23 protein-coding genes and 1 tRNA gene are annotated in these 23,331 nt (G+C 50.1%); 15 read left to right on the top strand and 9 right to left on the bottom strand.

Annotation, left to right across the window (positions count from 1 at the left end; all coding sequences use genetic code 11):
- Nucleotides 1-46: 46 nt before the first annotated feature.
- From rsgA to mscM, 3 genes are all read left to right on the top strand, one after another.
- Nucleotides 47-1,090 (top strand): small ribosomal subunit biogenesis GTPase RsgA, encoded by a 1,044-nt coding sequence (gene rsgA, locus DRI82_RS03115; protein ID WP_114192057.1) that lies wholly within the window; start codon nucleotides 47-49, stop codon nucleotides 1,088-1,090.
- 218 nt (nucleotides 1,091-1,308) lie between these two features.
- Nucleotides 1,309-2,190, top strand: coding sequence for an archaetidylserine decarboxylase (gene asd, locus DRI82_RS03110; RefSeq protein ID WP_114192056.1), 882 nt, complete (start codon nucleotides 1,309-1,311; stop codon nucleotides 2,188-2,190).
- A gap of 38 nt (nucleotides 2,191-2,228) precedes the next feature.
- On the top strand, nucleotides 2,229-5,567 hold the full coding sequence (gene mscM / locus DRI82_RS03105; RefSeq protein WP_114192055.1) for a miniconductance mechanosensitive channel MscM: 3,339 nt from the start codon (nucleotides 2,229-2,231) through the stop codon (nucleotides 5,565-5,567).
- Between the two features lie 55 nt (nucleotides 5,568-5,622).
- On the opposite strand, the gene epmA is transcribed toward mscM, so the two are convergent.
- Nucleotides 5,623-6,600, bottom strand: coding sequence for an elongation factor P--(R)-beta-lysine ligase (epmA, locus tag DRI82_RS03100; protein WP_114192054.1), 978 nt, complete (start codon nucleotides 6,598-6,600; stop codon nucleotides 5,623-5,625).
- A 374-nt stretch (nucleotides 6,601-6,974) separates the two neighbouring features.
- On the opposite strand from epmA, the gene frdA reads away from it, so the two are divergent.
- The 5 genes from frdA (at nucleotide 6,975) to blc (ending at nucleotide 10,978) form a co-directional block, all read left to right on the top strand.
- Nucleotides 6,975-8,771, top strand: coding sequence for a fumarate reductase (quinol) flavoprotein subunit (gene frdA, locus DRI82_RS03095; RefSeq protein ID WP_114192053.1), 1,797 nt, complete (start codon nucleotides 6,975-6,977; stop codon nucleotides 8,769-8,771).
- Nucleotides 8,764-9,498 (top strand): succinate dehydrogenase/fumarate reductase iron-sulfur subunit, encoded by a 735-nt coding sequence (locus DRI82_RS03090; protein WP_114192052.1) that lies wholly within the window; start codon nucleotides 8,764-8,766, stop codon nucleotides 9,496-9,498. Before frdA ends, DRI82_RS03090 begins: the two co-directional genes overlap by 8 nt.
- 16 nt (nucleotides 9,499-9,514) lie before the next feature.
- A complete protein-coding gene (gene frdC / locus DRI82_RS03085) occupies nucleotides 9,515-9,907 on the top strand; it encodes a fumarate reductase subunit FrdC (protein ID WP_114192051.1) in 393 nt (130 codons plus the stop codon).
- A 13-nt stretch (nucleotides 9,908-9,920) separates the two neighbouring features.
- Entirely contained in the window at nucleotides 9,921-10,280 is a 360-nt protein-coding gene (frdD, locus tag DRI82_RS03080; protein ID WP_170138670.1) for a fumarate reductase subunit FrdD, read from the top strand.
- Between the two features lie 173 nt (nucleotides 10,281-10,453).
- The gene (gene blc / locus DRI82_RS03075; protein WP_114192049.1) at nucleotides 10,454-10,978 is read left to right on the top strand and encodes an outer membrane lipoprotein Blc; all 525 of its coding nucleotides are present in this window, start codon (nucleotides 10,454-10,456) and stop codon (nucleotides 10,976-10,978) included.
- Nucleotides 10,979-11,033: 55 nt separating this feature from the next.
- Here blc and sugE read toward each other — a convergent pair whose 3' ends face one another.
- The 4 genes from sugE to efp form a co-directional block, all read right to left on the bottom strand.
- On the bottom strand, nucleotides 11,034-11,351 hold the full coding sequence (sugE, locus tag DRI82_RS03070) for a quaternary ammonium compound efflux SMR transporter SugE (RefSeq protein WP_114192048.1): 318 nt from the start codon (nucleotides 11,349-11,351) through the stop codon (nucleotides 11,034-11,036).
- Between the two features lie 205 nt (nucleotides 11,352-11,556).
- Entirely contained in the window at nucleotides 11,557-11,688 is a 132-nt protein-coding gene (locus tag DRI82_RS03065; RefSeq protein ID WP_114192047.1) for an entericidin A/B family lipoprotein, read from the bottom strand.
- A 140-nt stretch (nucleotides 11,689-11,828) separates the two neighbouring features.
- Complete coding sequence (locus tag DRI82_RS03060) at nucleotides 11,829-11,960, bottom strand: entericidin A/B family lipoprotein (RefSeq protein WP_114192046.1); 132 nt, start codon at nucleotides 11,958-11,960, stop codon at nucleotides 11,829-11,831.
- A gap of 80 nt (nucleotides 11,961-12,040) precedes the next feature.
- Nucleotides 12,041-12,607: an elongation factor P gene (gene efp, locus DRI82_RS03055; RefSeq protein ID WP_114192045.1), complete on the bottom strand. Its 567-nt coding sequence runs from the start codon at nucleotides 12,605-12,607 to the stop codon at nucleotides 12,041-12,043.
- A gap of 36 nt (nucleotides 12,608-12,643) precedes the next feature.
- On the opposite strand from efp, the gene epmB reads away from it, so the two are divergent.
- Nucleotides 12,644-13,672, top strand: coding sequence for an EF-P beta-lysylation protein EpmB (gene epmB, locus DRI82_RS03050; RefSeq protein WP_114192044.1), 1,029 nt, complete (start codon nucleotides 12,644-12,646; stop codon nucleotides 13,670-13,672).
- Between the two features lie 70 nt (nucleotides 13,673-13,742).
- On the opposite strand, the gene DRI82_RS03045 is transcribed toward epmB, so the two are convergent.
- From DRI82_RS03045 to DRI82_RS03030, 4 genes are all read right to left on the bottom strand, one after another.
- Nucleotides 13,743-14,087, bottom strand: a complete 345-nt coding sequence (locus DRI82_RS03045) for a DUF4156 domain-containing protein (RefSeq protein WP_114192043.1) — start codon at nucleotides 14,085-14,087, stop codon at nucleotides 13,743-13,745.
- A 259-nt stretch (nucleotides 14,088-14,346) separates the two neighbouring features.
- Nucleotides 14,347-15,996: a chaperonin GroEL gene (gene groL / locus DRI82_RS03040; RefSeq protein WP_114192042.1), complete on the bottom strand. Its 1,650-nt coding sequence runs from the start codon at nucleotides 15,994-15,996 to the stop codon at nucleotides 14,347-14,349.
- Nucleotides 15,997-16,042: 46 nt separating this feature from the next.
- Nucleotides 16,043-16,336 carry a co-chaperone GroES gene (locus DRI82_RS03035; protein WP_114192041.1) on the bottom strand — a complete coding sequence of 98 codons (294 nt, stop codon included), beginning with the start codon at nucleotides 16,334-16,336 and terminating at the stop codon, nucleotides 16,043-16,045.
- A 229-nt stretch (nucleotides 16,337-16,565) separates the two neighbouring features.
- Nucleotides 16,566-17,051: an FxsA family protein gene (locus DRI82_RS03030; RefSeq protein ID WP_114192040.1), complete on the bottom strand. Its 486-nt coding sequence runs from the start codon at nucleotides 17,049-17,051 to the stop codon at nucleotides 16,566-16,568.
- Nucleotides 17,052-17,415: 364 nt separating this feature from the next.
- Between DRI82_RS03030 and aspA the strand changes: the two genes are divergently transcribed.
- The 6 genes from aspA (at nucleotide 17,416) to DRI82_RS03000 (ending at nucleotide 23,306) form a co-directional block, all read left to right on the top strand.
- The gene (gene aspA / locus DRI82_RS03025; protein WP_114192039.1) at nucleotides 17,416-18,852 is read left to right on the top strand and encodes an aspartate ammonia-lyase; all 1,437 of its coding nucleotides are present in this window, start codon (nucleotides 17,416-17,418) and stop codon (nucleotides 18,850-18,852) included.
- 139 nt (nucleotides 18,853-18,991) lie between these two features.
- Entirely contained in the window at nucleotides 18,992-20,293 is a 1,302-nt protein-coding gene (locus DRI82_RS03020) for an anaerobic C4-dicarboxylate transporter (protein ID WP_114192038.1), read from the top strand.
- Between the two features lie 145 nt (nucleotides 20,294-20,438).
- The gene (gene cutA / locus DRI82_RS03015; protein ID WP_114192037.1) at nucleotides 20,439-20,762 is read left to right on the top strand and encodes a divalent cation tolerance protein CutA; all 324 of its coding nucleotides are present in this window, start codon (nucleotides 20,439-20,441) and stop codon (nucleotides 20,760-20,762) included.
- Nucleotides 20,738-22,474: a protein-disulfide reductase DsbD gene (locus DRI82_RS03010; RefSeq protein ID WP_114192036.1), complete on the top strand. Its 1,737-nt coding sequence runs from the start codon at nucleotides 20,738-20,740 to the stop codon at nucleotides 22,472-22,474. The genes cutA and DRI82_RS03010 overlap by 25 nt, the downstream gene beginning before the upstream one ends.
- Before the next feature lie 43 nt (nucleotides 22,475-22,517).
- Nucleotides 22,518-23,093: a division control transcriptional repressor DicD gene (gene dicD / locus DRI82_RS03005; protein ID WP_114192035.1), complete on the top strand. Its 576-nt coding sequence runs from the start codon at nucleotides 22,518-22,520 to the stop codon at nucleotides 23,091-23,093.
- 137 nt (nucleotides 23,094-23,230) lie between these two features.
- Nucleotides 23,231-23,306 (top strand) — tRNA-Phe (locus tag DRI82_RS03000).
- The last annotated feature ends 25 nt before the right edge of the window (nucleotides 23,307-23,331 follow it).

The following is a 23,331-nucleotide window of genomic DNA, read 5'->3' as shown; positions in this document are numbered from 1 at the left end:
CGTTTTGCTCGCACCGAGCGATAAAAGCCGAATTAAGTGAGGCGCAGTGAGTAAGAACAAACTGTCAAAAGGGCAACAACGTCGTGTTTCCGCAAACCATCAGCGTCGTCTGACAAAAACAGACAACAGAAAAGAGTTGGATGACTCGCTGCATGGCGATCCGCAAGAGGGGATCGTCATCAGCCGCTTTGGTATGCATGCCGATGTGGAAGCCGCAGACGGTAGTCAGCACCGCTGTAACATACGCCGCACGATTCGATCGCTGGTTACTGGCGACCGCGTTGTCTGGCGTGCTGGCAAAGAAGAGAATGCCAGCCTGAAGGGTATTGTTGAAGCGGTACATGAACGCACTTCCGTTCTGACTCGCCCTGATTTTTATGATGGGGTGAAACCCATCGCCGCCAATATCGATCAGATCGCCATCGTTTCCGCTATTTTACCGGAACTTTCCCTGAATATCATTGACCGTTATCTGGTGGCCTGTGAAACGGTTGAAGTGGAACCGTTGATTGTTCTCAATAAAATTGACCTGCTGGATGACGAAGGTCGACGCTTCGTTGATAAGGCGATGGATATTTACCGTCATATTGGTTATCGCGTGCTGCAAGTCTCCAGCCAGACCGGCGAAGGCATGAAAGCCTTTGAGGAAGCGCTGACCGACCGGATTAGCATCTTCGCCGGTCAGTCCGGCGTGGGTAAATCCAGCCTGCTGAATGCCCTGCTGCCACCGGAAGAAAAGCAAATTCTGGTAAATACGGTGTCGGATAACTCAGGACTGGGGCAACATACCACCACGGCGTCTCGCCTTTATCACTTTCAACACGGCGGTGATGTGATTGATTCGCCGGGCGTTCGCGAGTTTGGCCTGTGGCATCTGGATGCCGAGCAGGTCACGCTGGGCTTCAAGGAGTTCCGCGAATATCTGGGCAGTTGCAAGTTCCGTGACTGCAAACACGGCAGCGATCCTGGTTGCGCCATTCGTGATGCCGTTGATCGCGGCGACATTGCCGAAGAGCGATACGACAATTACCATCGCATCCTCGAAAGTATGTCTGAAATGAAAAACCGGAAGACATTCAACGATCAGTGATGGTTGATTTTGGTTCTTCACTGCCCTGCCCAAAAAACGGCCGTTATCCTGTAACGGCCGTTTCTGCTGAATCGGCGGTGGTCAGTGAACTAACGTTGAATGGGGGGTGAACCATCGCTACAATTCGCCCCCTTTTTATTTATTCTACGCAAGCATTCCAAGTAAGCATTTCAGGTAAGACGTATGCCTGGAAGGATCAATTCAAACGAGAGGTTCCCGTGCTGGACAGCATTAAAATAAAACTACAGTACCTCCTCCCTAAACAGGGACTCACCCGCCTTGCTGGCTGGGGTGCAGACAAACAGGCCGGTTGGTTGACCCAGTTGGTCATTAAATTATTTGCACGCCACTACAAAGTGGATATGCAGGAAGCGCAGGAACCACAATTTTCCTCATACCGTACATTCAACGAATTTTTTGTCCGCCCTCTGCGCAGTGATGCCCGTCCGGTAGTCAGCGAACTGCATCAGATTGCTCTGCCAGCCGATGGTGCAGTGAGCCAACTCGGTGCCATTGTCGATGGGAAATTATTTCAGGCAAAAGGTCATGAGTTCACGCTGGAAGCCTTGTTAGCCGGTAATTACCTGCTGGCCGCAGAATTTAACCACGGTATTTTCGCCACTACCTATCTGGCCCCGCGTGATTATCACCGCGTGCATATGCCATGCGACGGCACGCTGCGTGAGATGATCTATGTGCCTGGCGATCTTTTCTCGGTAAATCCATTAACCGCAGCCAATGTGCCAAATCTTTTTGCCCGTAATGAGCGGGTGATTTGCGTCTTTGATACCTCTTTCGGTCCAATGGCACAGATTCTGGTTGGAGCCACCATCGTTGGCAGCATCGAAACCGTCTGGTCGGGAACGATAACCCCACCGCGCCCAGGTATTGTGCAGCGCTGGACCTACCCTACTGCAGGGAACGAAGGGGCGATCACACTGGTCAAAGGCCAGGAGATGGGTCGCTTTAAACTCGGTTCCACGGTAATCAATTTGTTCCCAGCCGGAAAAATAAGTTTGATGCCTCAACTGGTTAGCCGCAGCGTCACCCGTATGGGCGCGCCGTTTGCTGAAATATTGGATCGGGTTCCGACCCAATAAACCAATTTATTGCCTGGCTTGATGAAAGGAAATGCCCCGTGCGTGTGATAACCGCCTTCCTGCTTAGCTTCTTATTGGCGTTGCCGCTCAGCGCGCTTGCCCAGCCTGACAGAGCTCAGCTTGAACAGGAGCTAAAGCAAGTGGAGTCCAACAAAAATCAGGCCAATCAGGCTGAAATTGTTGAGTCACTGCAAGGGGCGCTGAACTGGCTGACCGAAGCCAAGGATTCCACTGAACGTGCGGCGGAATTCCAGAAAGTTATTGATGATTTTCCTAAACTGACGCAAACCCTGCGTCAGCAACTCGCCAGCGAGTTGGATAAACCCTTGCCGGTTAACGAGTCCCAGCCTACCTCCGACCTTGAACAGCAAGTCTTGCAGGTAAGCAGCCAACTGCTTGAACAGGCCCGCCAGCTTCAGCAGGAGCAGGATCGCTCACGCGAAATCAGCGACTCACTCAGCCAGATTCCCCAGCAGCAATCCGAAGCGCGCCGTTTGCTCAGCGAGGTGAATCAGCGCATACAGTCAGCAGGGTCTATCAGTTCACCACTGGCTCAGGCGCAACTCTATGCGCTACAGGCTGAAGCCGCAGCGCGTAAAGCGAAAGTGGATGAACTGGAACTGGCACAGCTCTCGGTCAATAATCGACAGGAGCTGTCACGTATGCGTTCGGAACTGTACAGAAAGCGGCACGATCGCCTTGATGTACAGCTTCAGTCGCTGCGAAATATTCTCAATGGTCAGCGTCAGCGTGAAGCAGAACAGGCGCTGGAGCGTACAGAATTGCTGGCTGAACAAGGTGGCGATTTACCGCATGTCATCAGCAAGCAACTGCAAAATAACCGCGAACTTTCACTGGCGCTGAACCAGCAAGCGCAGCGCATGGATTTAATTTCGTCCCAGCAGCGTCAAGCCGCAGCACAAACGTTGCAGGTTCGTCAGGCCCTGAGCACCATCCGCGAACAGGCGCAATGGCTGGGATCCTCCAATGCGCTGGGTGAAACATTGCGGGCCCAGGTAGCCCGACTGCCAGAAATGCCCAAACCGCAACAACTGGACAACGACATGGCGCAACTGCGGGCTCAGCGCCTGCATTTTGAAGACATGCTCGACAAGCAGCAACAATACCGGCAGGGCAAGCAAGATGACGGAACGCCATTGACCGAAGGCCAGCGGCGGATTCTCGACGCACAGCTTCGCACCCAACGCGATCTGCTAAATTCGCTGCTTTCCGGCTGTGATACCCAGATTCTTGAACTGACCAAACTCAAAGTTGCCAACAGCCAATTGGTGGATGCGTTAACAGAAATTCGGGACGCGACACACCGTTATCTTTTCTGGGTAGCGGATGTCAGTCCGATTGAGCTCTCCTATCCGTTGCAGGTGGCCCATGACCTGAAACGGTTACTGTCACTGGATACCCTTGCCCAGTTAAGCGGGGCCTTCATGATGATGGTAACCAGCAAGGAAACGCTGATCCCGATTTTCGGGGCCGTCATTCTGGTTATCATCAGTATCAGTTCGCGACGCCACTATTACTCTTTCCTCGAACGTGCCAGCAGTAAAGTGGGTAAAGTGACGCAGGATCACTTTGCTTTGACGCTGCGCACCGTTTTCTGGTCAATCCTTGTGGCGTTGCCGCTTCCCGTGCTTTGGGCGGCGCTGGGTTATGGCTTGCAACACTCCTGGCCTTATCCCGTTGCCGTGGCGATAGGCGACGGTGTGACCGCAACATTGCCGATTCTTTGGGGATTCATGATCAGCGCCTATTTTGCGCACCCCAAAGGGTTGTTTATTACCCATTTTGGCTGGCCGCAAAGTCGCGTATCCCGCGCGATGCGTTACTACAGTATGTCGATCTGGTTGATCGTTCCCCTGATTATGGCGCTGATTACCTTTGATAATCTGAACGATCGCGAGTTTTCCAATACGCTGGGTCGCCTATGTTTCATCTTGCTGTGTATCGCGTTAAGCGTGGTTACGCACAGCCTCAAACGTGCCGGTATTCCACTCTATCTCGATAAAAAAGGGTCGGGTGAAAATAGATTCAACAGCACGCTGTGGTGGTTACTCCTTAGCGCACCGATGATTGCCGGGCTGGCTTCCATGGTCGGTTATCTCACGACCTCCCAGGCTTTGTTGGCACGGCTTGAAACCTCAGTCGCCATCTGGTTCCTGCTGCTGGTCGTTTACCATATTATTCGCCGGTGGATGCTGATTCAGCGTCGCAAAATCGCGTTTGACCGCGCCAAACAACGGCGGGCAGATATGCTGGCGCAGCGGGCGAAAGGTGAAGAAGATCCCGCCCATGCGGGCAGTGGGGAAGGCACCATTGAGATTGATGAGCCGGTGGTGGATCTGGACGTGATCAGTGCCCAGTCGTTGCGTCTGGTACGTTCCATTCTCACGCTGATCGCCTTGGTATCGGTCATTTTCCTGTGGTCTGAAATCCATTCAGCCTTTGGTTTTTTGGAAAATATCCATCTGTGGAATGTCTCATCCACCGTTCAGGGTATTGAGGTCATTCAACCGATCACCCTGGGGGCGGTATTGATCGCCATACTGGTGTTGATTATCACCACTCAGTTGGTGCGTAACCTTCCGGCATTACTTGAGCTGGCTCTGCTGCAACACCTCGATCTTACGCCCGGTACGGGCTATGCGATGCTGGCCATTACCAAGTATGTGCTGATGTTTTTTGGCGGGCTGACCGGCTTTTCCCTGCTTGGGATTGAGTGGGTAAAACTTCAGTGGCTGGTTGCTGCACTCGGTGTCGGTCTTGGCTTCGGCTTACAGGAGATCTTCGCCAACTTTATCTCTGGCCTGATTATTTTGTTTGAGAAACCGATCCGTATTGGCGATACCGTTACCATCCGTAATCTCACGGGTAGTGTGACCAAAATCAATACCCGCGCTACCACCATTGCTGACTGGGATCGCAAAGAGATCATCGTTCCAAACAAAGCATTCATCACCGAGCAGTTCATCAACTGGTCGCTATCGGATTCCGTGACGCGTGTGGTATTAACCGTCCCTGCCCCCGCCGAGGCCAACAGTGATGAAGTGGTGGGTATTCTGATGAGTGCCGCCAGACGCTGTTCACTGGTACTGGAGACCCCGGAACCCGAGGTCTATCTGGTCGATTTGCAGCAAGGTATTCAGATCTTTGAATTGAGGATGCACGCTGCAGAAATGGCGCACCGTATGCCGCTGCGCCATGAGATTCATCAGCTGATTCTGGCCGGTTTCCGCGAGCACGGCATCACCCTGCCATTCCCACCTTTCCAGGTGCGAATGGAAACATTGCGTCGCTCGCAAAATGGTTCAACAACGATGAGTTCAGTCAGTCGCGTACCGCGATCGCCAGGCGATCTCTGAGTACAGGCGCAGTAAGGAAAATGAGCCGGGGCGGCAGAACGTCGCCCCATAATGATCAGGCACGATCGACAGGAAAAGCCATCACTTCGCTGATGCTGCTTGCACCCAGTGCCAGCATAACCACGCGATCCACACCCAAAGCAACGCCCGCGCAATCAGGCATGCCGTGCTTCAGCGCTGCCAGTAGATTCTGATCGATCGGTTGCTGTGGCAAACCCCGGGCAGCACGCTTGCGGTTATCCTGCTCAAAGCGTTGTAACTGCTCATCGGCATCCGTTAGTTCATGGAAACCATTCGCCAGTTCGATACCCTTGTAATAGACCTCAAAACGTTCGGCTACCCGATGGTCTTCAGTGCTGATCTCGGCCAATGATGCCTGTGTCGCCGGGAAATGGTAAACGAAGGCCGGCTTATCGCGCCCGATGTGTGGCTCAACACCGAAGACAAACAGCATTTGCAGCAAAGTATCGCGGTCTTCTTCTTTAGCCGCCAACTCTTCCAGATCGATTTTTTTCGCCGCCTCGCGCAATTGCGTCTTATCGGCAGTAAGCGGATCGACCTCCAGATGGCGCAAGAATGCCTGCTGATAGGAGAGCGTTTCCGCATTTTCACAATCAAGAATCTGCTGAAGCAAGTCATCCACTTCATTCATCAGCCGGTACATGTCGTAATGGGGGCGATACCATTCGAGCATGGTAAATTCAGGATTATGGTGCCGCCCGGCTTCTTCATTGCGGAAACTGCGACCGAGTTGGTAAATCGGTCCACTGCCTGCGGCCAACAGACGTTTCATATGATATTCCGGACTGGTCATCATGTATAACGTCAGGCCGTCAGCAGCTCCCGGCCCTACAAAACGCGTCTGGAAAGGGAACAGGTTGATGTCTGTTACCGTCGCCTGGCTCATTGCTGGCGTTTCCACCTCTAATACGCCGCGATCGGCAAAAAAACGCCGTATCTCAGCCATTATCGCGGCGCGTTTCAACAAATTGGCGATGGGCGCACTTGGTTGCCAGCTTGCCGTTTCGCTCATGATCGATCACTCCGAAGTCAAACAGGGGATGCAGTCTACCCGTATCATCGCCAGCAAACAAATCTGTGCATTAAGGTACGGAATTCGCCTTAGTAATTTTCATAGAAAAATGCTAAAAGTCACATTTAAATCAGTAGGTTAATATTCACCCAACCAATTGATTAATACTGCTTACTTATTCATTTCGTCACAAAACTATCGACCACATCAAGTTTCAGTCTCGTCCCTTTGGCTATAATCAAATCCATATAAAGTGTATGAATTTTTCTGTCTTGCCACTCGCTTTAGTCATACAAGACATTACTTGCAGGTTTTAATTCCAACTTGCCGATACAAGACAATTTTTTAGCTTATAAAAATATTGGAGGAACGCAGTGCAAACCTTTAACGCCGATCTTGCCATTATAGGGGCAGGTGGGGCTGGTTTACGTGCAGCGATAGCCGCAGCGGAAGCCAACCCTCAATTAAAAATAGCGTTGATCTCGAAAGTATACCCGATGCGCAGCCACACGGTGGCCGCAGAAGGGGGATCAGCCGCAGTAACTCAGGATCACGATTCCTTCGAATATCATTTTCACGATACCGTTGCCGGTGGCGACTGGTTGTGTGAGCAGGATGTTGTCGATCATTTTGTCCATAACTGCCCAACAGAGATGACACTTCTTGAGCAATGGGGTTGCCCATGGAGCCGTAGGCCTGATGGTTCAGTCAACGTCCGCCGTTTTGGCGGGATGAAAATTGAACGTACCTGGTTCGCCGCTGACAAAACCGGCTTCCACATGCTGCACACCCTGTTTCAGACATCACTGAAATATCCACAGATCCAACGCTTTGATGAGCATTTTGTTCTGGATATCCTGGTGGATGACGGTCAGGTACGCGGATTGGTCGCGATAAATATGATGGAAGGCACCCGCGTTCAGATTCGCGCCAATGCCGTCGTCATGGCGACCGGCGGTGCCGGACGTGTTTATCGCTATAATACCAACGGCGGGATTGTGACCGGCGATGGTATGGGAATGGCGTTCCGACACGGTGTTGCCCTGCGTGATATGGAGTTTGTCCAGTATCACCCGACCGGTCTGCCGGGTTCAGGCATACTCATGACCGAAGGTTGCCGCGGTGAAGGCGGAATCATGGTCAACAAAGATGGCTACCGTTATCTGCAGGATTACGGCATGGGGCCAGAAACCCCACTGGGTGAGCCGAAAAACAAATATATGGAACTGGGTCCGCGAGACAAAGTGTCCCAGGCTTTCTGGCATGAATGGCAGGCCGGGCGCACGATCCCCACTCCGCGTGGTGACGTGGTTTACCTTGACTTGCGCCACCTCGGCGAGAAAAAACTGCTTGAGCGTCTGCCGTTTATCTGTGAACTGGCCAAAGCCTATGTCGGCGTTGACCCGGTGAAAGAACCGATCCCTGTACGCCCCACTGCGCACTACACCATGGGCGGCATTGAAACCAATCAGCAATGCGAAACCCATATTAAAGGATTGTTCGCCGTGGGCGAGTGTTCCTCCGTGGGGCTGCATGGTGCCAACCGCCTCGGTTCAAACTCACTGGCAGAGCTGGTGGTATTTGGCCGCGTAGCCGGTGAACAGGCGGCAGCTCGCGCCGTTGAAGCCGTCTCGGTGAACTCCGCACTGCTGGATGCACAGGCCAATGATATAGAAAATCAGTTGCACACCCTGATGAACCAGAAAGGCACTGAGAAATGGTCTGACATTCGTGATGAGATGGGGCTTTCCATGGAAGAAGGCTGTGGTATCTACCGCACCCCAGAATTGATGCAGAAAACCATGGATAAACTGGCGGAACTGAAAGACCGCTTCAAACGCGTAAAAATCACGGATACCTCAAGCGTATTCAATACCGATCTGCTCTATACCATCGAACTGGGGCATGGCCTGGATGTTGCCGAATGTATGGCGCATTCTGCCTTCAACCGCAGGGAATCACGCGGAGCCCACCAGCGTTTGGATGAGGGTTGTACGGAGCGTGATGACGTCAATTTCCTCAAGCATACCCTGGCCTTCCATAATCCTGACGGTGCACCGCGTCTTGAATACGGCGATGTGAAGATCACTACCCTACCGCCGGCCAAACGTATGTACGGTGGCGAGGCTGAAGCACAAGATAAAAAGGATAAGGAGCAAGCCAATGGCTGAGATGAAAACCCTCAAAATGGAGGTCATGCGCTATAACCCTGAAAGTGATAGCGAACCTCATTTAGAGATGTTTGATGTGCCCTACGATGAGCAGACCTCATTGCTGGATGCGCTGGGTTACATCAAAGACAATCTGGCTCCTGACCTGTCTTATCGCTGGTCATGCCGTATGGCGATTTGTGGTTCTTGCGGCATGATGGTTAACAAGGTGCCAAAGCTGGCCTGTAAGACTTTCTTGCGGGAATACACCGAAGGCTTGCGTGTTGAAGCGCTGGGCAATTTCCCGATCGAGCGCGATCTGGTGGTCGATATGACCCATTTCATCGAGAGCCTCGAAGCAATTAAGCCTTATATCATCGGGAACAACCGCAAACCTGAGCAAGGGCCGAACGTGCAAACCCCAGCGCAGATGGCCAAATACCATCAGTTCTCGGGCTGCATCAACTGCGGATTGTGTTATGCCGCATGCCCGCAGTTTGGCCTGAATCCAGAGTTCATCGGCCCGGCAGCAATTACCCTGGCGCATCGCTACAATCTCGATAACCGTGACCATGGTAAAAAAGAGCGCATGCCGCAGCTCAATGGACCAAATGGGGTTTGGAGCTGTACGTTCGTTGGCTACTGCTCTGAAGTGTGTCCGAAGCATGTCGATCCAGCCGCAGCAATCCAACAGGGCAAAGTCGAAAGCTCGAAGGATTTCATGATCGCGATGCTGAAGCCGCAATAAGGGAGGGCAGAAAAATATGACAACCAAACGTAAACCCTATGTCAGGGAAATGGCACCCAGTTGGTGGCAAAAACTCGGTTTCTATCGTTTTTATATGCTTCGTGAAGGCACCGCCGTTCCCGCGGTGTGGTTCAGTATTGTGCTGATTCACGGTATTTTTTCGTTGAAAGCGGGGCCTGCTGGCTGGGACAGCTTCGTTAGCTTCCTGCAAAACCCGTTAGTCCTGCTCATCAACGTGATAGCCCTGGCAGCAGCGGTACTTCATACCAAAACCTGGTTTGAGTTGGCGCCAAAGGCCACCATCGTCATCGTGAAAGATGAAAAGATGGGACCCGGCCCCATTATCACCACCTTGTGGGTGGTTGCTATTGCCGCCACCCTTATCATTCTGGCCGTCGCCTTACTCTAATAAATAGGAGAACATCATGAATCCGACTCCAAAGCGCTCTGATGAACCTATTTTCTGGGGACTTTTCGGCGCGGGCGGTATGTGGACCGCTATTGTTGCACCAGCAATTATCTTGCTGATAGGTATTCTATTGCCACTCGGCGCATTCCCTGGTGATGCATTGAGCTATGAACGCGTTTTAGCTTTCTGCCAAAGCTTCATTGGCCGCGTTTTCTTGCTGCTGATGGTCATTCTGCCGTTGTGGTGTGGCTTACACCGCATGCATCATGCAATGCATGATCTGAAAATTCACATTCCCGCCGGGAAGTGGGTCTTCTATGGTCTGGCCGCGATTTTAAGCATTGTGGGCGCTATCGGGATTATTACGCTTTAATCCCTGCGCTTTTATTCATAAGTTTTATCTACACATAAGGGCTCCTGTATTCAGGGGCCTTTTTTAGTTCTCCTCTCTTTTGCTCTCTGAAACATCTGTTTTCTCGTGTACGCCTTCTCCTTTTTTGCCTTTTTTACCTACACTTAGACCATGTCGTATATCAAGGAGCCTCTATGCGTATCTGGTCAAGATTGTGTGTCATGATGACAGCCCTGCTTTCCGTAGCCTGTAGTGTTAAGCCACCACCTGACGTTGAAGTGGTGAACAACTTCGAAGTAAAACGTTATCTGGGCATTTGGTATGAAATTGCCCGGCTGGATCACCGTTTCGAGCGCGGACTGGATCACGTAACGGCGAATTACAGCACAAGGGACGATGGCGGAATACGGGTGATTAACCGTGGCTTCAACGTTAAGAAACAGGAGTGGGAACAGAGTGAAGGTAAAGGATACTTTATTGGCTCTCCGGCTCAGGCGTCGTTAAAAGTCTCTTTCTTCGGCCCTTTCTATGGCGGCTATAACGTCATTGAATTAGATAAAGAATATCGCTATGCCCTGGTGTGTGGTCCGAATAAAGACTATTTGTGGATTTTATCCCGCACGCCAACCCTGGACGAAGGCACTCGTGAAAAATTGCTGGAGACGGCAAGAAAATATGGATTTGATACCGACAAGCTTATTTGGGTAAACCAGTCATAAGATAACGCCGCTAACTGTGATGGTGCATTAGCGGCGTAAATCTCCAACGGGGGATTTAGTGACTGGAAAATTTAAGGCCAATGATACCCGCCACAATTAAGCCCAGACTCATGATACGCCAGATATTAGTGGACTCACCAAGCAGAATCATCCCCATCACCGCCGCCCCTACCGCTCCAATACCTGTCCAAACGGCATAGGCGGTACCCGCGGGTAAGGTTTTCATGGCATGGGCCAGCAGAACCATACTGACAACCATCGCAGCAATGGTTATGAGTGAAGGGGTTAATCGGGTAAAACCATGGGTATATTTCAGGCCAATAGCCCAGACTACTTCAAGCAATCCCGCAACCAGCAAAATTATCCAAGACATAATAAATAGAGTCCATTCGATGGGGTCGTCCCCGGATTCTGGAAGCGTGCACTGGTCGTCCCGTGCAGCAATAAAGCAGTGATAAGGGTACGGTCACAGAGGTTTACGTGCCCGTACCTGAGAATAGCATTAACTACATAATAGTATTAACTATAGACGGCAAAAGTTTCATCACCAAACAGCCTATCGTCCTGAAAGGATGATTTTATTGAGCGCTGCGCTGAATGGCCTTGCCACCCGCCGAAACGTCTTCCCCAACGCCGCGAGTAGTATTACAAGCGGTCAATGAGGACAGAATCATCAGCGAAAAGAGAGCAATAATACTTTTCTTCAACATAAGAATTTCCTTCTTTCTGAGAAAATAGAAGTGGTGCCTTCTTAGTCTAGTAAAGATTACCGGAAACATTTATCTGTCGATGCTTTTTCGGACTATTTAACGGTAGGAGAATAATTATGCTTTCGTCAAGCCGAATGAAATCAGCTGGCACCGCGAGAAATCACCCCACCCAAATGCTGAATGTCTTCACCAAAGCCGCGAGCAGTATTACAACCACTCAGCGAAAGCAGCATCAACATGGAAACAACGATCAGGATCGCCTTTTTCAACATTGTAAACTCGGGAGATAATCCAGAAAAAGCACAGAGAAACCGCTGGCGACAGGGTAGTGACAGCGGCTCCTGCCGGGTGATTATTTTACGCGGGAAACGTATTCACCTGAACGCGTATCAACGCGGACAACTTCGCCAATCTGCACGAACAATGGAACTTTGACAACGGCACCGGTGCTCAGGGTAGCAGGCTTACCGCCGGTACCGGCAGTATCACCTTTCAGGCCTGGATCGGTATCAGTGACTTCCGCTTCGATGAAGTTCGGCGGCTGAACAGCGATAGGACGGCCATTCCACAAAGTGATGATACATTCCGCATTATCCTGCAGCCATTTTGTCGCGTCAGAAACGGTTTTTTCTTCAACCTGATGCTGTTCGAAAGTCTCAGGATGCATAAAATGGTAGAACTCACCGTCGTTGTAGAGGTAGTTCATATTGGTATCTACAACATCTGCACCTTCGCAAGCGTCAGTAGATTTAAAGGTTTTCTCTACACGGGAACCGGTCAACAGACGACGCATCTTCACGCGTGCGAAAGCCTGGCCTTTGCCCGGTTTTACAAACTCACTGGATTCGATTGCATAAGGCTCGCCCTCGAACATGATTTTAAGACCGGGACGGAAATCGTTGCTAGAATAAGTCGCCATGATGGCCCTCTAATTTAAACTGGTATTAGCCAAAAAATGGCAAGCATTGTAACCCTAAACACCCCATTTAGAGAAGATTGGTTGTATCAACTGGGTGATGTTATTACCGACCCAGATGAATTACTGCATCTTCTGTCACTGAATCAACATCCTGTACTGCCTGAAGGCCGTGATGCGCGCCGACTTTTCCCGCTGCGTGTGCCTCGTGCTTTTGCCGCACGCATGAAGCCCGGTGATGCCAATGACCCACTATTGCTACAGGTATTAACGGTACGGGAGGAGTTTATCGCGGCACCGGGCTTCACGACTGACCCGCTTGATGAACAACAGAGTATCGTGCCCGGATTGCTGCATAAGTACCGCAATCGGGCCCTGCTGCTGGTTAAAGGCGGTTGTGCGGTGAATTGCCGGTATTGCTTCCGTCGCCATTTCCCTTATCAGGAAAACCAAGGTAATAAAACCAACTGGCGGCTCGCTCTGGATTACATCGCACAGCATCCTGAACTGGACGAGATCATTTTCTCCGGCGGTGATCCGCTCATGGCGAAAGATCACGAGATCGACTGGTTGATCGGCCAGATCGAACTGATTCCGCACATCAAACGTTTAAGGATCCACAGTCGCTTACCGGTCGTGATCCCTGCGAGGATCACGCCTGAACTCTGCCAGAGATTCTCTGATAGCCGACTGCAAATATTGCTGGTAACACACATCAACCATCCCAATGAGATTGATGTGTCATTATGCAAGAGTATGGCAAAACTTCGCGCGGCGGGCGTTACTCTGCTTAATCAGAGCGTTCTGCTGCGTGGCATCAATGACGATGCTGATGTCTTGGCTGCACTCAGTAATGCCCTGTTTGATACCGGTATATTGCCGTACTACCTTCATGTTCTGGATAAAGTACAGGGGGCAGCCCACTTCATGGTCGATGATGATGAAGCGCGGGCCTTGATAAAAGCGTTATTGTCTAAAGTTTCCGGATATCTTGTGCCAAAACTGGCCAGGGAAATCGGTGGTGAGGCAAGTAAGACCCCGCTGGATTTACGACTTAGACAACAATGAATAACTCGTAAAACCAAGAGGGACGCTGATAATTGGCGTCCCTCTTTTTATATTCATGATCTGGCTGTCGCTATGGACACTTGTAGACTTGCCCAATCATTTTGCTGTCTGCTGGAATAAAGCTCGACCAGAAGTTTTCGGTCGGGCTGGTTGCACCATAAATAACGTTTCCGCCCATTGCGGCGGCTTTATTACGCAGATCGTTGGCAGCACCACGCATTGAGCTGCCATCACCGCCGGTACCAGAGAACCAGTTGCTTTGTGCACCCGTCACTTCACCAAGCAAACGGCACTCGCTGCCCGGCTGAGCGTCTGTAAATTTGACCTGTTGGCCAGAGGTATCCAACTGCTGAGTTGTGCTGCAACCCGCCAGCAACAACGCGGCTGAAAGTCCCAGTAACACATTAATCCGCATCTCTTTCCCCATTTGATGTTGAGAATCACGCAAAGCTTATCAGAAAGCCGGGTATTCTCTTAGGCATCCGTTGCCACGTTTGCCTTTTATTAAGCCAAGTGACCCGCAGATAATTGCACATCGACAGTATTCAGTTTACAACCAAACCCGCCCAACGGTAATTAATATACATCGGCAACGACATTAAGTGGCATACAAATAAAAACCCCCAGCCTGTTAAGCCGGGGGTTTTTACACACAAAGACAGTGTGGGGGATGATTACATCATGCCGCCCATACCACCCATGCCGCCCATACCAGCGCCGCCCATATCGCCTTTATCATCTTTCGGCAGGTCAGTGATCATACATTCAGTAGTGATCATCAGACCTGCTACAGACGCTGCATATTGCAGGGCTGAACGGGTAACTTTGGTTGGATCCAGAATACCCATGGCGATCATGTCGCCGTATTCTTCGGTAGTCGCGTTGTAGCCGTAGTTACCGTTGCCTGCTTTCACTGCATTCGCAACAACAGAAGGTTCTTCACCACAGTTTTCAACGATCTGACGCAGTGGGGACTCCATTGCACGCAGAGCGACTTTGATGCCCACGTCCTGATCGGCGTTATCACCTTTCAGGCCTGATTCTGCAACAACATTTGCAGCGCGAATCAGGGCAACACCACCACCAGCAACCACGCCTTCTTCTACTGCTGCACGGGTAGCGTGCAGAGCGTCTTCAACGCGTGCTTTCTTCTCTTTCATTTCAACTTCAGTTGCTGCGCCAACTTTGATAACGGCTACGCCGCCTGCCAGTTTAGCCACACGTTCCTGCAGTTTTTCACGATCATAATCTGAGGTCGCTTCTTCGATCTGCTGACGGATCTGGGTAACACGACCCTGAATGGTCGCTTCATCGCCAACACCGTCAATAATGATGGTGGTGTCTTTATTGATAACAACGCGTTTTGCCTGACCCAGATCTTCCAGAGTCGCTTTTTCCAGCTCCAGACCAATCTCTTCAGAGATAACGGTTGCAGCGGTCAAGGTTGCAATGTCTTGCAGCATGGCTTTACGACGATCGCCGAAGCCAGGCGCTTTAACAGCAGCAACTTTCACGATGCCACGCATGGTGTTAACAACCAGGGTAGCCAGCGCTTCGCCTTCAACATCTTCAGCGATGATCAGCAGAGGTTTGCCTGCTTTGGCAACAGCTTCCAGAACCGGCAGCATTTCGCGGATGTTGGAGATTTTCTTGTCAGCCAGAAGGATGTATGGCGTTTCAAGTTCAATAGAACCTGTTTCTGGTTTGTTGATGAAGTACGGGGACAGGTAGCCACGGTCAAACTGCATACCTTCAACCACGTCCAGCTCATCTTGCAGACCGGTGCCTTCTTCTACAGTGATAACGCCTTCTTTACCGACTTTTTCCATCGCTTCTGCAATCAGTTTACCCACGGTGTCATCGGAGTTTGCAGAAATGGTACCTACCTGAGCGATAGCTTTGAAATCAGAGCACGGTACAGACAGTTTTTTCAGTTCTTCAACGGCAGCGATAACTGCTTTGTCGATACCACGTTTCAGGTCCATCGGGTTCATACCCGCAGCGACCGCTTTCAAACCTTCAGTGATGATAGACTGAGCCAGAACAGTTGCAGTGGTGGTACCGTCACCTGCCGCGTCATTCGCTTTAGAGGCAACTTCTTTCACCATCTGCGCACCCATGTTTTCGAACTTGTCTTCCAGTTCGATCTCACGAGCTACTGATACGCCATCTTTAGTAATCGTTGGCGCACCAAAAGATTTGTCGAGTACTACGTTACGGCCTTTCGGGCCCAGGGTAACTTTTACTGCATCAGCCAGCACATTTACGCCGCGTAGCATTTTTACACGAGCGTCATTACCGAATTTTACGTCTTTAGCTGCCATTGTACTTTCCCTTAAATTCGTTCAGTTCAGATAATTGCGCGCGGAATTACGCTTCAACAATCGCCAGGATGTCGCTTTCGGACATGATCAACACTTCTTCATGGTCGATCTTCTCAGCCTTCACTCCGTAGCCATCGTTGAAAATAACGATGTCACCAACTTTCACATCCAGTGGCTTGATTTCGCCGTTGTCCAGGATGCGACCATTGCCGACGGCCAGTACTTCACCACGGGTAGATTTGCCCGCTGCGGAGCCAGTCAGAACGATGCCGCCAGCAGATTTAGATTCAACTTCTTTACGCTTGACGATAACGCGGTCATGCAATGGGCGAATTTTCATTGATAGCTCTCCTATGAGAAAGTCCATATCTGATTCAGGATTGGATGCCTGGTATGCCGTCATACCGGCCTCGTGGTTTTCTAGATGGGGGCATAACACTCCCCTTCAAGGGAGCAAATGAAAAAAATTTGTTTTTTATTTGCTTCCCAAATACTCGTGGTAAGTCCCCGTAAGCAGGAGATATGCCACGTCGGAGAGGTTTTGAACCCCCTCCTGTGGTGGTGCAGTATTACCGCCACTTGTCGTCTTTAAAAGAATTATCGTCGCGGTCGGGCCTATCCAGCCGGTCATGCTGTTCGTCTTTACGCTGGTATTCACCTTCAAACGTGTTGCCATTCGCCGCCCCGCCGCCGGGTCGGTAAATGTTCAGGTGCGGCATCAACTTCAGCGTCAGGCGTTTTTGCACCGGTGGCAGCAACAGCAGCAATCCCAGGAAATCGGTAAAGAAGCCGGGAATCAACAGTAGGAAACCAGCCAGTACCAGCGAAACACTTTTCACCATTTCGGCTGCCGGGCTTTCCCCACTGGCCATTTTCTGCTGCATCTGAAGGAATGTTTTCACTCCCTGATTACGCACCAATGACACACCGATGCACGAGGTAAAAACTACCAGCAGCAACGTAATCGCCACGCCAAAAACAGCCGCGACCTTGATAAACAAAGATATTTCAATGTAAGCCAATAGAAATATTAACAGTAACGGTAACCAGCGCACCGCTCACTCCTTTTAGCAGACATCCCGGTTCGACGACGTTTTTTCACCGTGATGTAAAATTAAGGGGTCAGAATGCCTGGGGCATCAAGACCGACTACAAACAAATTGGGGCAGCATTCGGCATTTTCAACCAGAAGCGAGGGTTTTATTCTGCACGACGGTGAATTGTGAAAGGAATCACAGATATCAAATCCAATTCATCCCTGTCGTTACATATAGTGATCTGGGGACGTGCATTTAGATGAAAGCAGCATATGATCGGGAAAGCAACAAGGACGATGGTTGATACGTTTGCAATTATTGTGATTGGCAACATGATTTTTCCAACCAAAATTTCATTACGGCACTAAAAAAGAAGGTTCTAATGTCAAATACTATTCGTATCGAGGAAGACCTGCTCGGAACTCGTGAAGTCCCTGCAGATGCCTATTATGGTATTCACACTCTGCGTGCGATTGAAAACTTTTACATCAGCAACACTAAAATCAGTGATGTTCCGGAATTTGTCCGTGGCATGGTCATGGTGAAGAAGGCGGCCGCATTAGCTAACAAAGAACTTCAAACCATTCCCCGTGCCATTGCTGATATCATCATCAAAGCCTGCGATGAAGTACTCGACAATGGAAAATGTATGGATCAGTTCCCGATTGACGTCTTTCAAGGCGGCGCAGGAACGTCCCTAAACATGAACACCAACGAGGTATTGGCGAATATCGGCCTTGAATTGATGGGACATCAGAAAGGTGAATATCAATTCCTTAACCCTAACGATCACCTGAATAAATGTCAGTCCACCAATGATGCCTATCCGAGCGGTTTCCGTATCGCCGTTTACGCATCCATCCTGAAGCTGATTGATGCTATCAGTGAACTGGGTGATGGCTTTGAACGCAAGGCCAAGGAGTTTGAAACTGTCCTGAAAATGGGTCGTACCCAATTGCAAGATGCAGTTCCAATGACCCTCGGTCAGGAATTCCACGCATTTAATGTGCTCTTGAGGGAAGAGACCAGAAACCTGCTTCGTAATGCCGAGTTACTGCTGGAAGTTAACCTGGGTGCGACGGCAATTGGTACCCGACTGAATACACCGGATGGATATCAGGTGCTGGCCGTTCAGTATCTGGCTGAAGTCAGTAATCTGCCCTGTGTTCCGGCTGAGGATCTCATCGAAGCGACGTCAGACTGTGGTGCCTATGTCATGGTGCATAGCGCCCTGAAACGCCTCGCTGTGAAGATGTCCAAGATTTGTAATGACTTACGCCTTCTCTCTTCTGGGCCGCGTGCCGGTCTGAATGAGATAAATCTGCCAGAATTGCAGGCAGGTTCTTCTATCATGCCAGCCAAAGTTAACCCGGTTATCCCTGAAGTAGTAAACCAGGTTTGCTTTAAAGTGATCGGCAATGACATGTGCGTGACGATGGCGGCTGAAGCAGGGCAATTGCAGCTCAACGTGATGGAACCTGTCATTGGTCAGGCCATGTTTGAGTCTATTCATACTCTCACCAACGCCTGTTACAATCTGCTGGAAAAATGCATTAACGGCATCACAGCAAATAAAGAAGTCTGTGAGTTCTATGTATTCAATTCTATCGGTATAGTCACGTATCTAAATCCATTTATCGGGCATCATAATGGGGACATTGTCGGTAAGATATGCGCAGAAACCGGCAAGAGTGTACGTGAAGTCGTTCTTGAACGCGGTTTACTGACAGAAGCTGAGCTAGACGACATATTCTCAGTTCAAAACCTGATGCATCCTGCTTACAAGGCAAAGCGTTACACGGATGAAAGTGAACAATAATAGAGTAGCTCTTTTATAGCACTGGAAAGCACGTTAATCCCCAAGATAACGTGCTTTTTTTATACATACAAAAAACAAAAAATTAACATATGGGCTTTATTTTTTTAAGGATAATTACTATGTCGAGCGGGGTTAGATCATGATATTAATAGAATTAATCATTGTATTACTGGCGATATTCCTGGGTGCACGCCTGGGCAGTATTGGCATCGGTTTCGCCGGGGGACTGGGTGTATTGGTTCTCGCCGCGATCGGCGTCAAGCCAGGGAATATTCCTTTTGATGTTATTTCAATCATCATGGCTGTTATTGCCGCCATCTCTGCCATGCAGGTCGCTGGCGGTATGGATTATCTGGTACAGCAGACTGAAAAACTGCTGAGGAAGAATCCCAAACACATCACCATCCTTGCGCCAATTGTGACATATTTCCTGACCATTTTTGCTGGTACCGGGAATATCTCCCTCTCCGCGCTTCCTGTTATTGCCGAGGTTGCCAAAGAACAAGGAATAAAACCTTGCCGTCCGCTCTCGACGGCTGTCGTTTCTGCGCAAATCGCTATTACCGCCTCACCTATTTCCGCTGCGGTAGTTTATATGTCATCAGTCATGGAAGGTCAGGGTGTGAGCTATCTGCACCTGTTGATGGTCGTTATCCCATCAACCTTCTGCGCAATTATTCTGATGTCCCTGCTGGTAAGCTGGCTGTTCAACTCCAAGCTTTCAGACGATCCCGTTTATCTGAAGCGTCTTGAAGAAGGCCTTGTCACATTGCGTGGCGATACCATCGTCAACATCAAGCCACGTGCAAAACTGTCAGTGTTGTTGTTCCTGCTCGGGGTTCTGAGCGTTGTGTGTTATGCCATCATCAACAGTCCGAGCGTTGGACTGGTTGCTACTCCAATCATGAATACCACCAGCGCAATCCTGATCATCATGCTTAGCGTGGCGACCTTGATTACCCTGATGTGTACCATTGAAACCGATGCAGTCCTCAACTCCAGTACGTTCAAAGCGGGTATGAGCGCCTGTATCTGTATCCTTGGTGTAGCCTGGTTGGGTGATACTTTTGTTCAGGCAAATATTGACTGGATCAAAGAGACTGCAGGTACGGTGATTCAAAGCCATCCATGGTTGTTGGCAGTGATTTTCTTCTTCTGCTCTGCGCTCCTTTATTCACAAGCAGCAACGGCTAAAGCGTTGATGCCTATGGCGCTGGCACTGAATGTCACCCCATTGACGGCTGTCGCCTCTTTTGCTGCCGTTTCTGGTCTGTTCATCCTGCCAACCTACCCAACCCTGGTTGCAGCTGTACAAATGGATGACACGGGCACAACCCGCATTGGTCGTTTTGTCTTCAACCATCCGTTCTTTATCCCCGGCACAATGGGTGTGGTCTTCGCAGTCATATTCGGTTTTCTGTTGGGCAGTATCATTCTTTAACACAATTACCAGGGGGAGAAATCCCCCTGTTCTCTGTCCTCCTGCCATAAAGCCCGCCAAACTGACGATCACTTCTTCTGAACCCGCCGCCTTCGCGTTATAGTGCCCTCTACTGGAGTATTTTTGCACATTGACCGAGGTTTACATGCCCGACACGGATGCAATCGTAGTGCTCTGCACTGCCCCAGATGAAGACAGCGCACAAGATTTGGCAGCAGTCGTTTTAGGGGAAAAACTGGCTGCCTGTGCAACTTTTCTGCCCGGTGCTACCTCTCTCTACTATTGGGAAGGTAAACTTCAGCAAGAGTATGAAGTGCAAATGCTGTTTAAAAGTGACAGCCACCATCAAGAAGCACTGCTGACTTGTTTAAAACAACATCACCCTTACGAGACCCCGGAACTCCTGGTTTTACCGGTAAGGGCAGGAGATAAAGAATACCTCTCATGGATCACCGCTTCGTTAAAATAATCCTGTTAGTTCTCGGTACCCTGCTGTTCTCTCAGGGAGCTCAGGCATCCTTGTTCAATCAAGGTACACAAACACAATTTGTGACAGCGGATCAGGCATTCAGCTTTGATTTCCGCCAACAGGGTTCTGCACTTAAACTCGATTGGCAAATTCGTCCTGGGTATTATCTCTACCGTCAACAACTCCACATCACGCCCAACCAGGCCAGTATTGGAAAGATTCAGCTTCCTCAAGGGTTGTCGCATAAAGATGAATTTTTTGGCGAAGTAGAGATTTACAAGCAACAGCTCAGTATTACTGTTCCCCTTATTCAGGCAGATTCTCAGTCAAGCATCACCGTCACGTATCAGGGATGCGCTGAAGCTGGTTTTTGTTACCCTCCTGAAACGCGGGTGATTCCTCTCACCGCCTTGGTTACAGAACAGAGCTCTCCTGAGACGACCAGCCCAGTATCCGCGGAACAGAGCTCTGCTCAAGAAAGCAAACCCGCAGGAATGCCATTTTCTCCCCTGTGGGCGCTATTAATCGGTATTGGTATCGCCTTCACGCCCTGTGTATTACCCATGTACCCGCTGATCTCAGGTATTATTCTGGGCAAGGAAAAACCGCACAGCAGTCGTCGTATACTTTTGCTCTCCGTCGTCTATGTGCAAGGTATGGCGCTGACGTATACATTGATGGGCTTGGTCGTGGCTGCCGCCGGTTTGCAGTTTCAAGCAGCATTACAACACCCTTATGTCCTGATTGGATTGTCAGTACTTTTTGTTGCCCTCGCTATGTCTATGTTTGGCATGTATAGCTTGCAGCTCCCCTCCTCCTTACAGACACGTTTGGCTTTGTGGAGTAATAAACAACAGGGCGGCTCACTGTTTGGTGTGTTCATTATGGGCGCATTGGCTGGCTTGATATGTTCACCCTGCACAACCGCGCCATTGAGCGCCATTCTGTTGTACATCGCCCAAAGTGGAAACATGTGGGCGGGCGGCGGAACGCTTTATCTGTACGCATTAGGCATGGGGATACCGCTCGTTTTGGTTACTCTCTTTGGTAACCGCTTACTGCCGCGAAGCGGTCCGTGGATGACATACGTTAAAGAAGCCTTCGGATTTATCATTTTGGCGCTGCCCGTGTTTTTGCTTGAACGGATAGTAGGTGATATCTGGGGACTACGGCTGTGGAGTGCGTTAGGTATTGGTTTCTTTGGCTGGGCATTCATTCTCAGCCTGAGGAGCTCACGGGGCAGCGTCCGGGTATTACAGTTACTGTTATTGGCCGCGCTGCTTGTGGCTGCCAGACCTTTGCAGGACTGGGCTTTTGGTTCTGCTCTCCCTCAGCAGTCTTCATCGCAGCATTCACTTGGTTTTCAGCGAATTGAAAACCTTGACCAACTTAACGATGCACTACGTCAGGCAAAGGGGAAACGCGTGATGCTCGATCTCTATGCCGACTGGTGTGTCGCCTGTAAAGAATTTGAGAAGTACACGTTCAGCGATAAAGCCGTTCAAACTGCGCTTTCCGACACAGTGCTGTTACAGGCCGATGTCACAGCCAATACGCCACAGCATGCCGAATTGCTGAAACATTTACAGGTGCTGGGATTACCTACGATCCTTTTCTTTGGCGATAACGCAAAAGAAATGCCACACTCACGAGTCACCGGATTTATGGATGCCTCTGAGTTTCAGCAACATTTGCAGAAAATGCAGCCGTAAACGACACTATTTGTCAGAGTCAGATAAATGAGAGGAAGCAAACGTGCAACGTGAACAAGTGCTGGATCATGCACTGAATATTTTAGAACAGCGCGGATTGGCAACCACAACTCTGGAAATGGTCGCTGAACATACCGATAAATCAGTCAACGATTTACGCCGATTTTGGCCCGATCGCGAAGCTTTGCTTTATGATTGCCTACGCCATCACGGTCAGCAAATTGATACCTGGCGACGCCAGCTAATTCTCGATGAAACCCTCTCACCTCAACAGAAGCTGTTGGCTCGTTATGAGGTGCTTGAGGATCAGGTTAAACAATTACGCTATCCGGGGTGTTTGTTTATTGCTGCATGCAGTTTTTTTCCTGATACGTCACATCCTATTCATCAATTGGCAGAACAGCAGAAGCAGGCGTCACTGCAATATACGCTGGAATTGCTGCAAGAATTGGATGCCGATGATGCGGGCATGGTCGCGGAACAAATGGAACTCATTCAGGAAGGTTGCCTGAGTAAGTTGTTGGTAAAACGACAATTACATGATGTGGCGGTTGCCCGCAGACTGGCCGAAGACATTCTGCAAGTTTCACAGTGTCGTAAGAATGGCGCGCTGGGGTAAATTCCCCCATCAGTTCAGTAAAATGACAGCACTACGACAGGTTTTGCCTGAAAAGTCAGCAGTCAGACAGTTTTAGGGGAGTTTCCAGCATAAAGCCGTTGACGTTCGTCAGCCAATACGGTTTAATGCGCCCCGTTGCCCGGATAGCTCAGTCGGTAGAGCAGGGGATTGAAAATCCCCGTGTCCTTGGTTCGATTCCGAGTCCGGGCACCATCATTTCGAACCCTCGCCTAGGCGA

This window comes from Edaphovirga cremea (assembly GCF_003332275.1).
Classification (GTDB): Bacteria; Pseudomonadota; Gammaproteobacteria; order Enterobacterales; family Enterobacteriaceae; genus Edaphovirga; species Edaphovirga cremea.
Note: the sequence above shows the minus strand (reverse complement) of the source record. Positions and strands in the feature narration are given on the sequence as shown.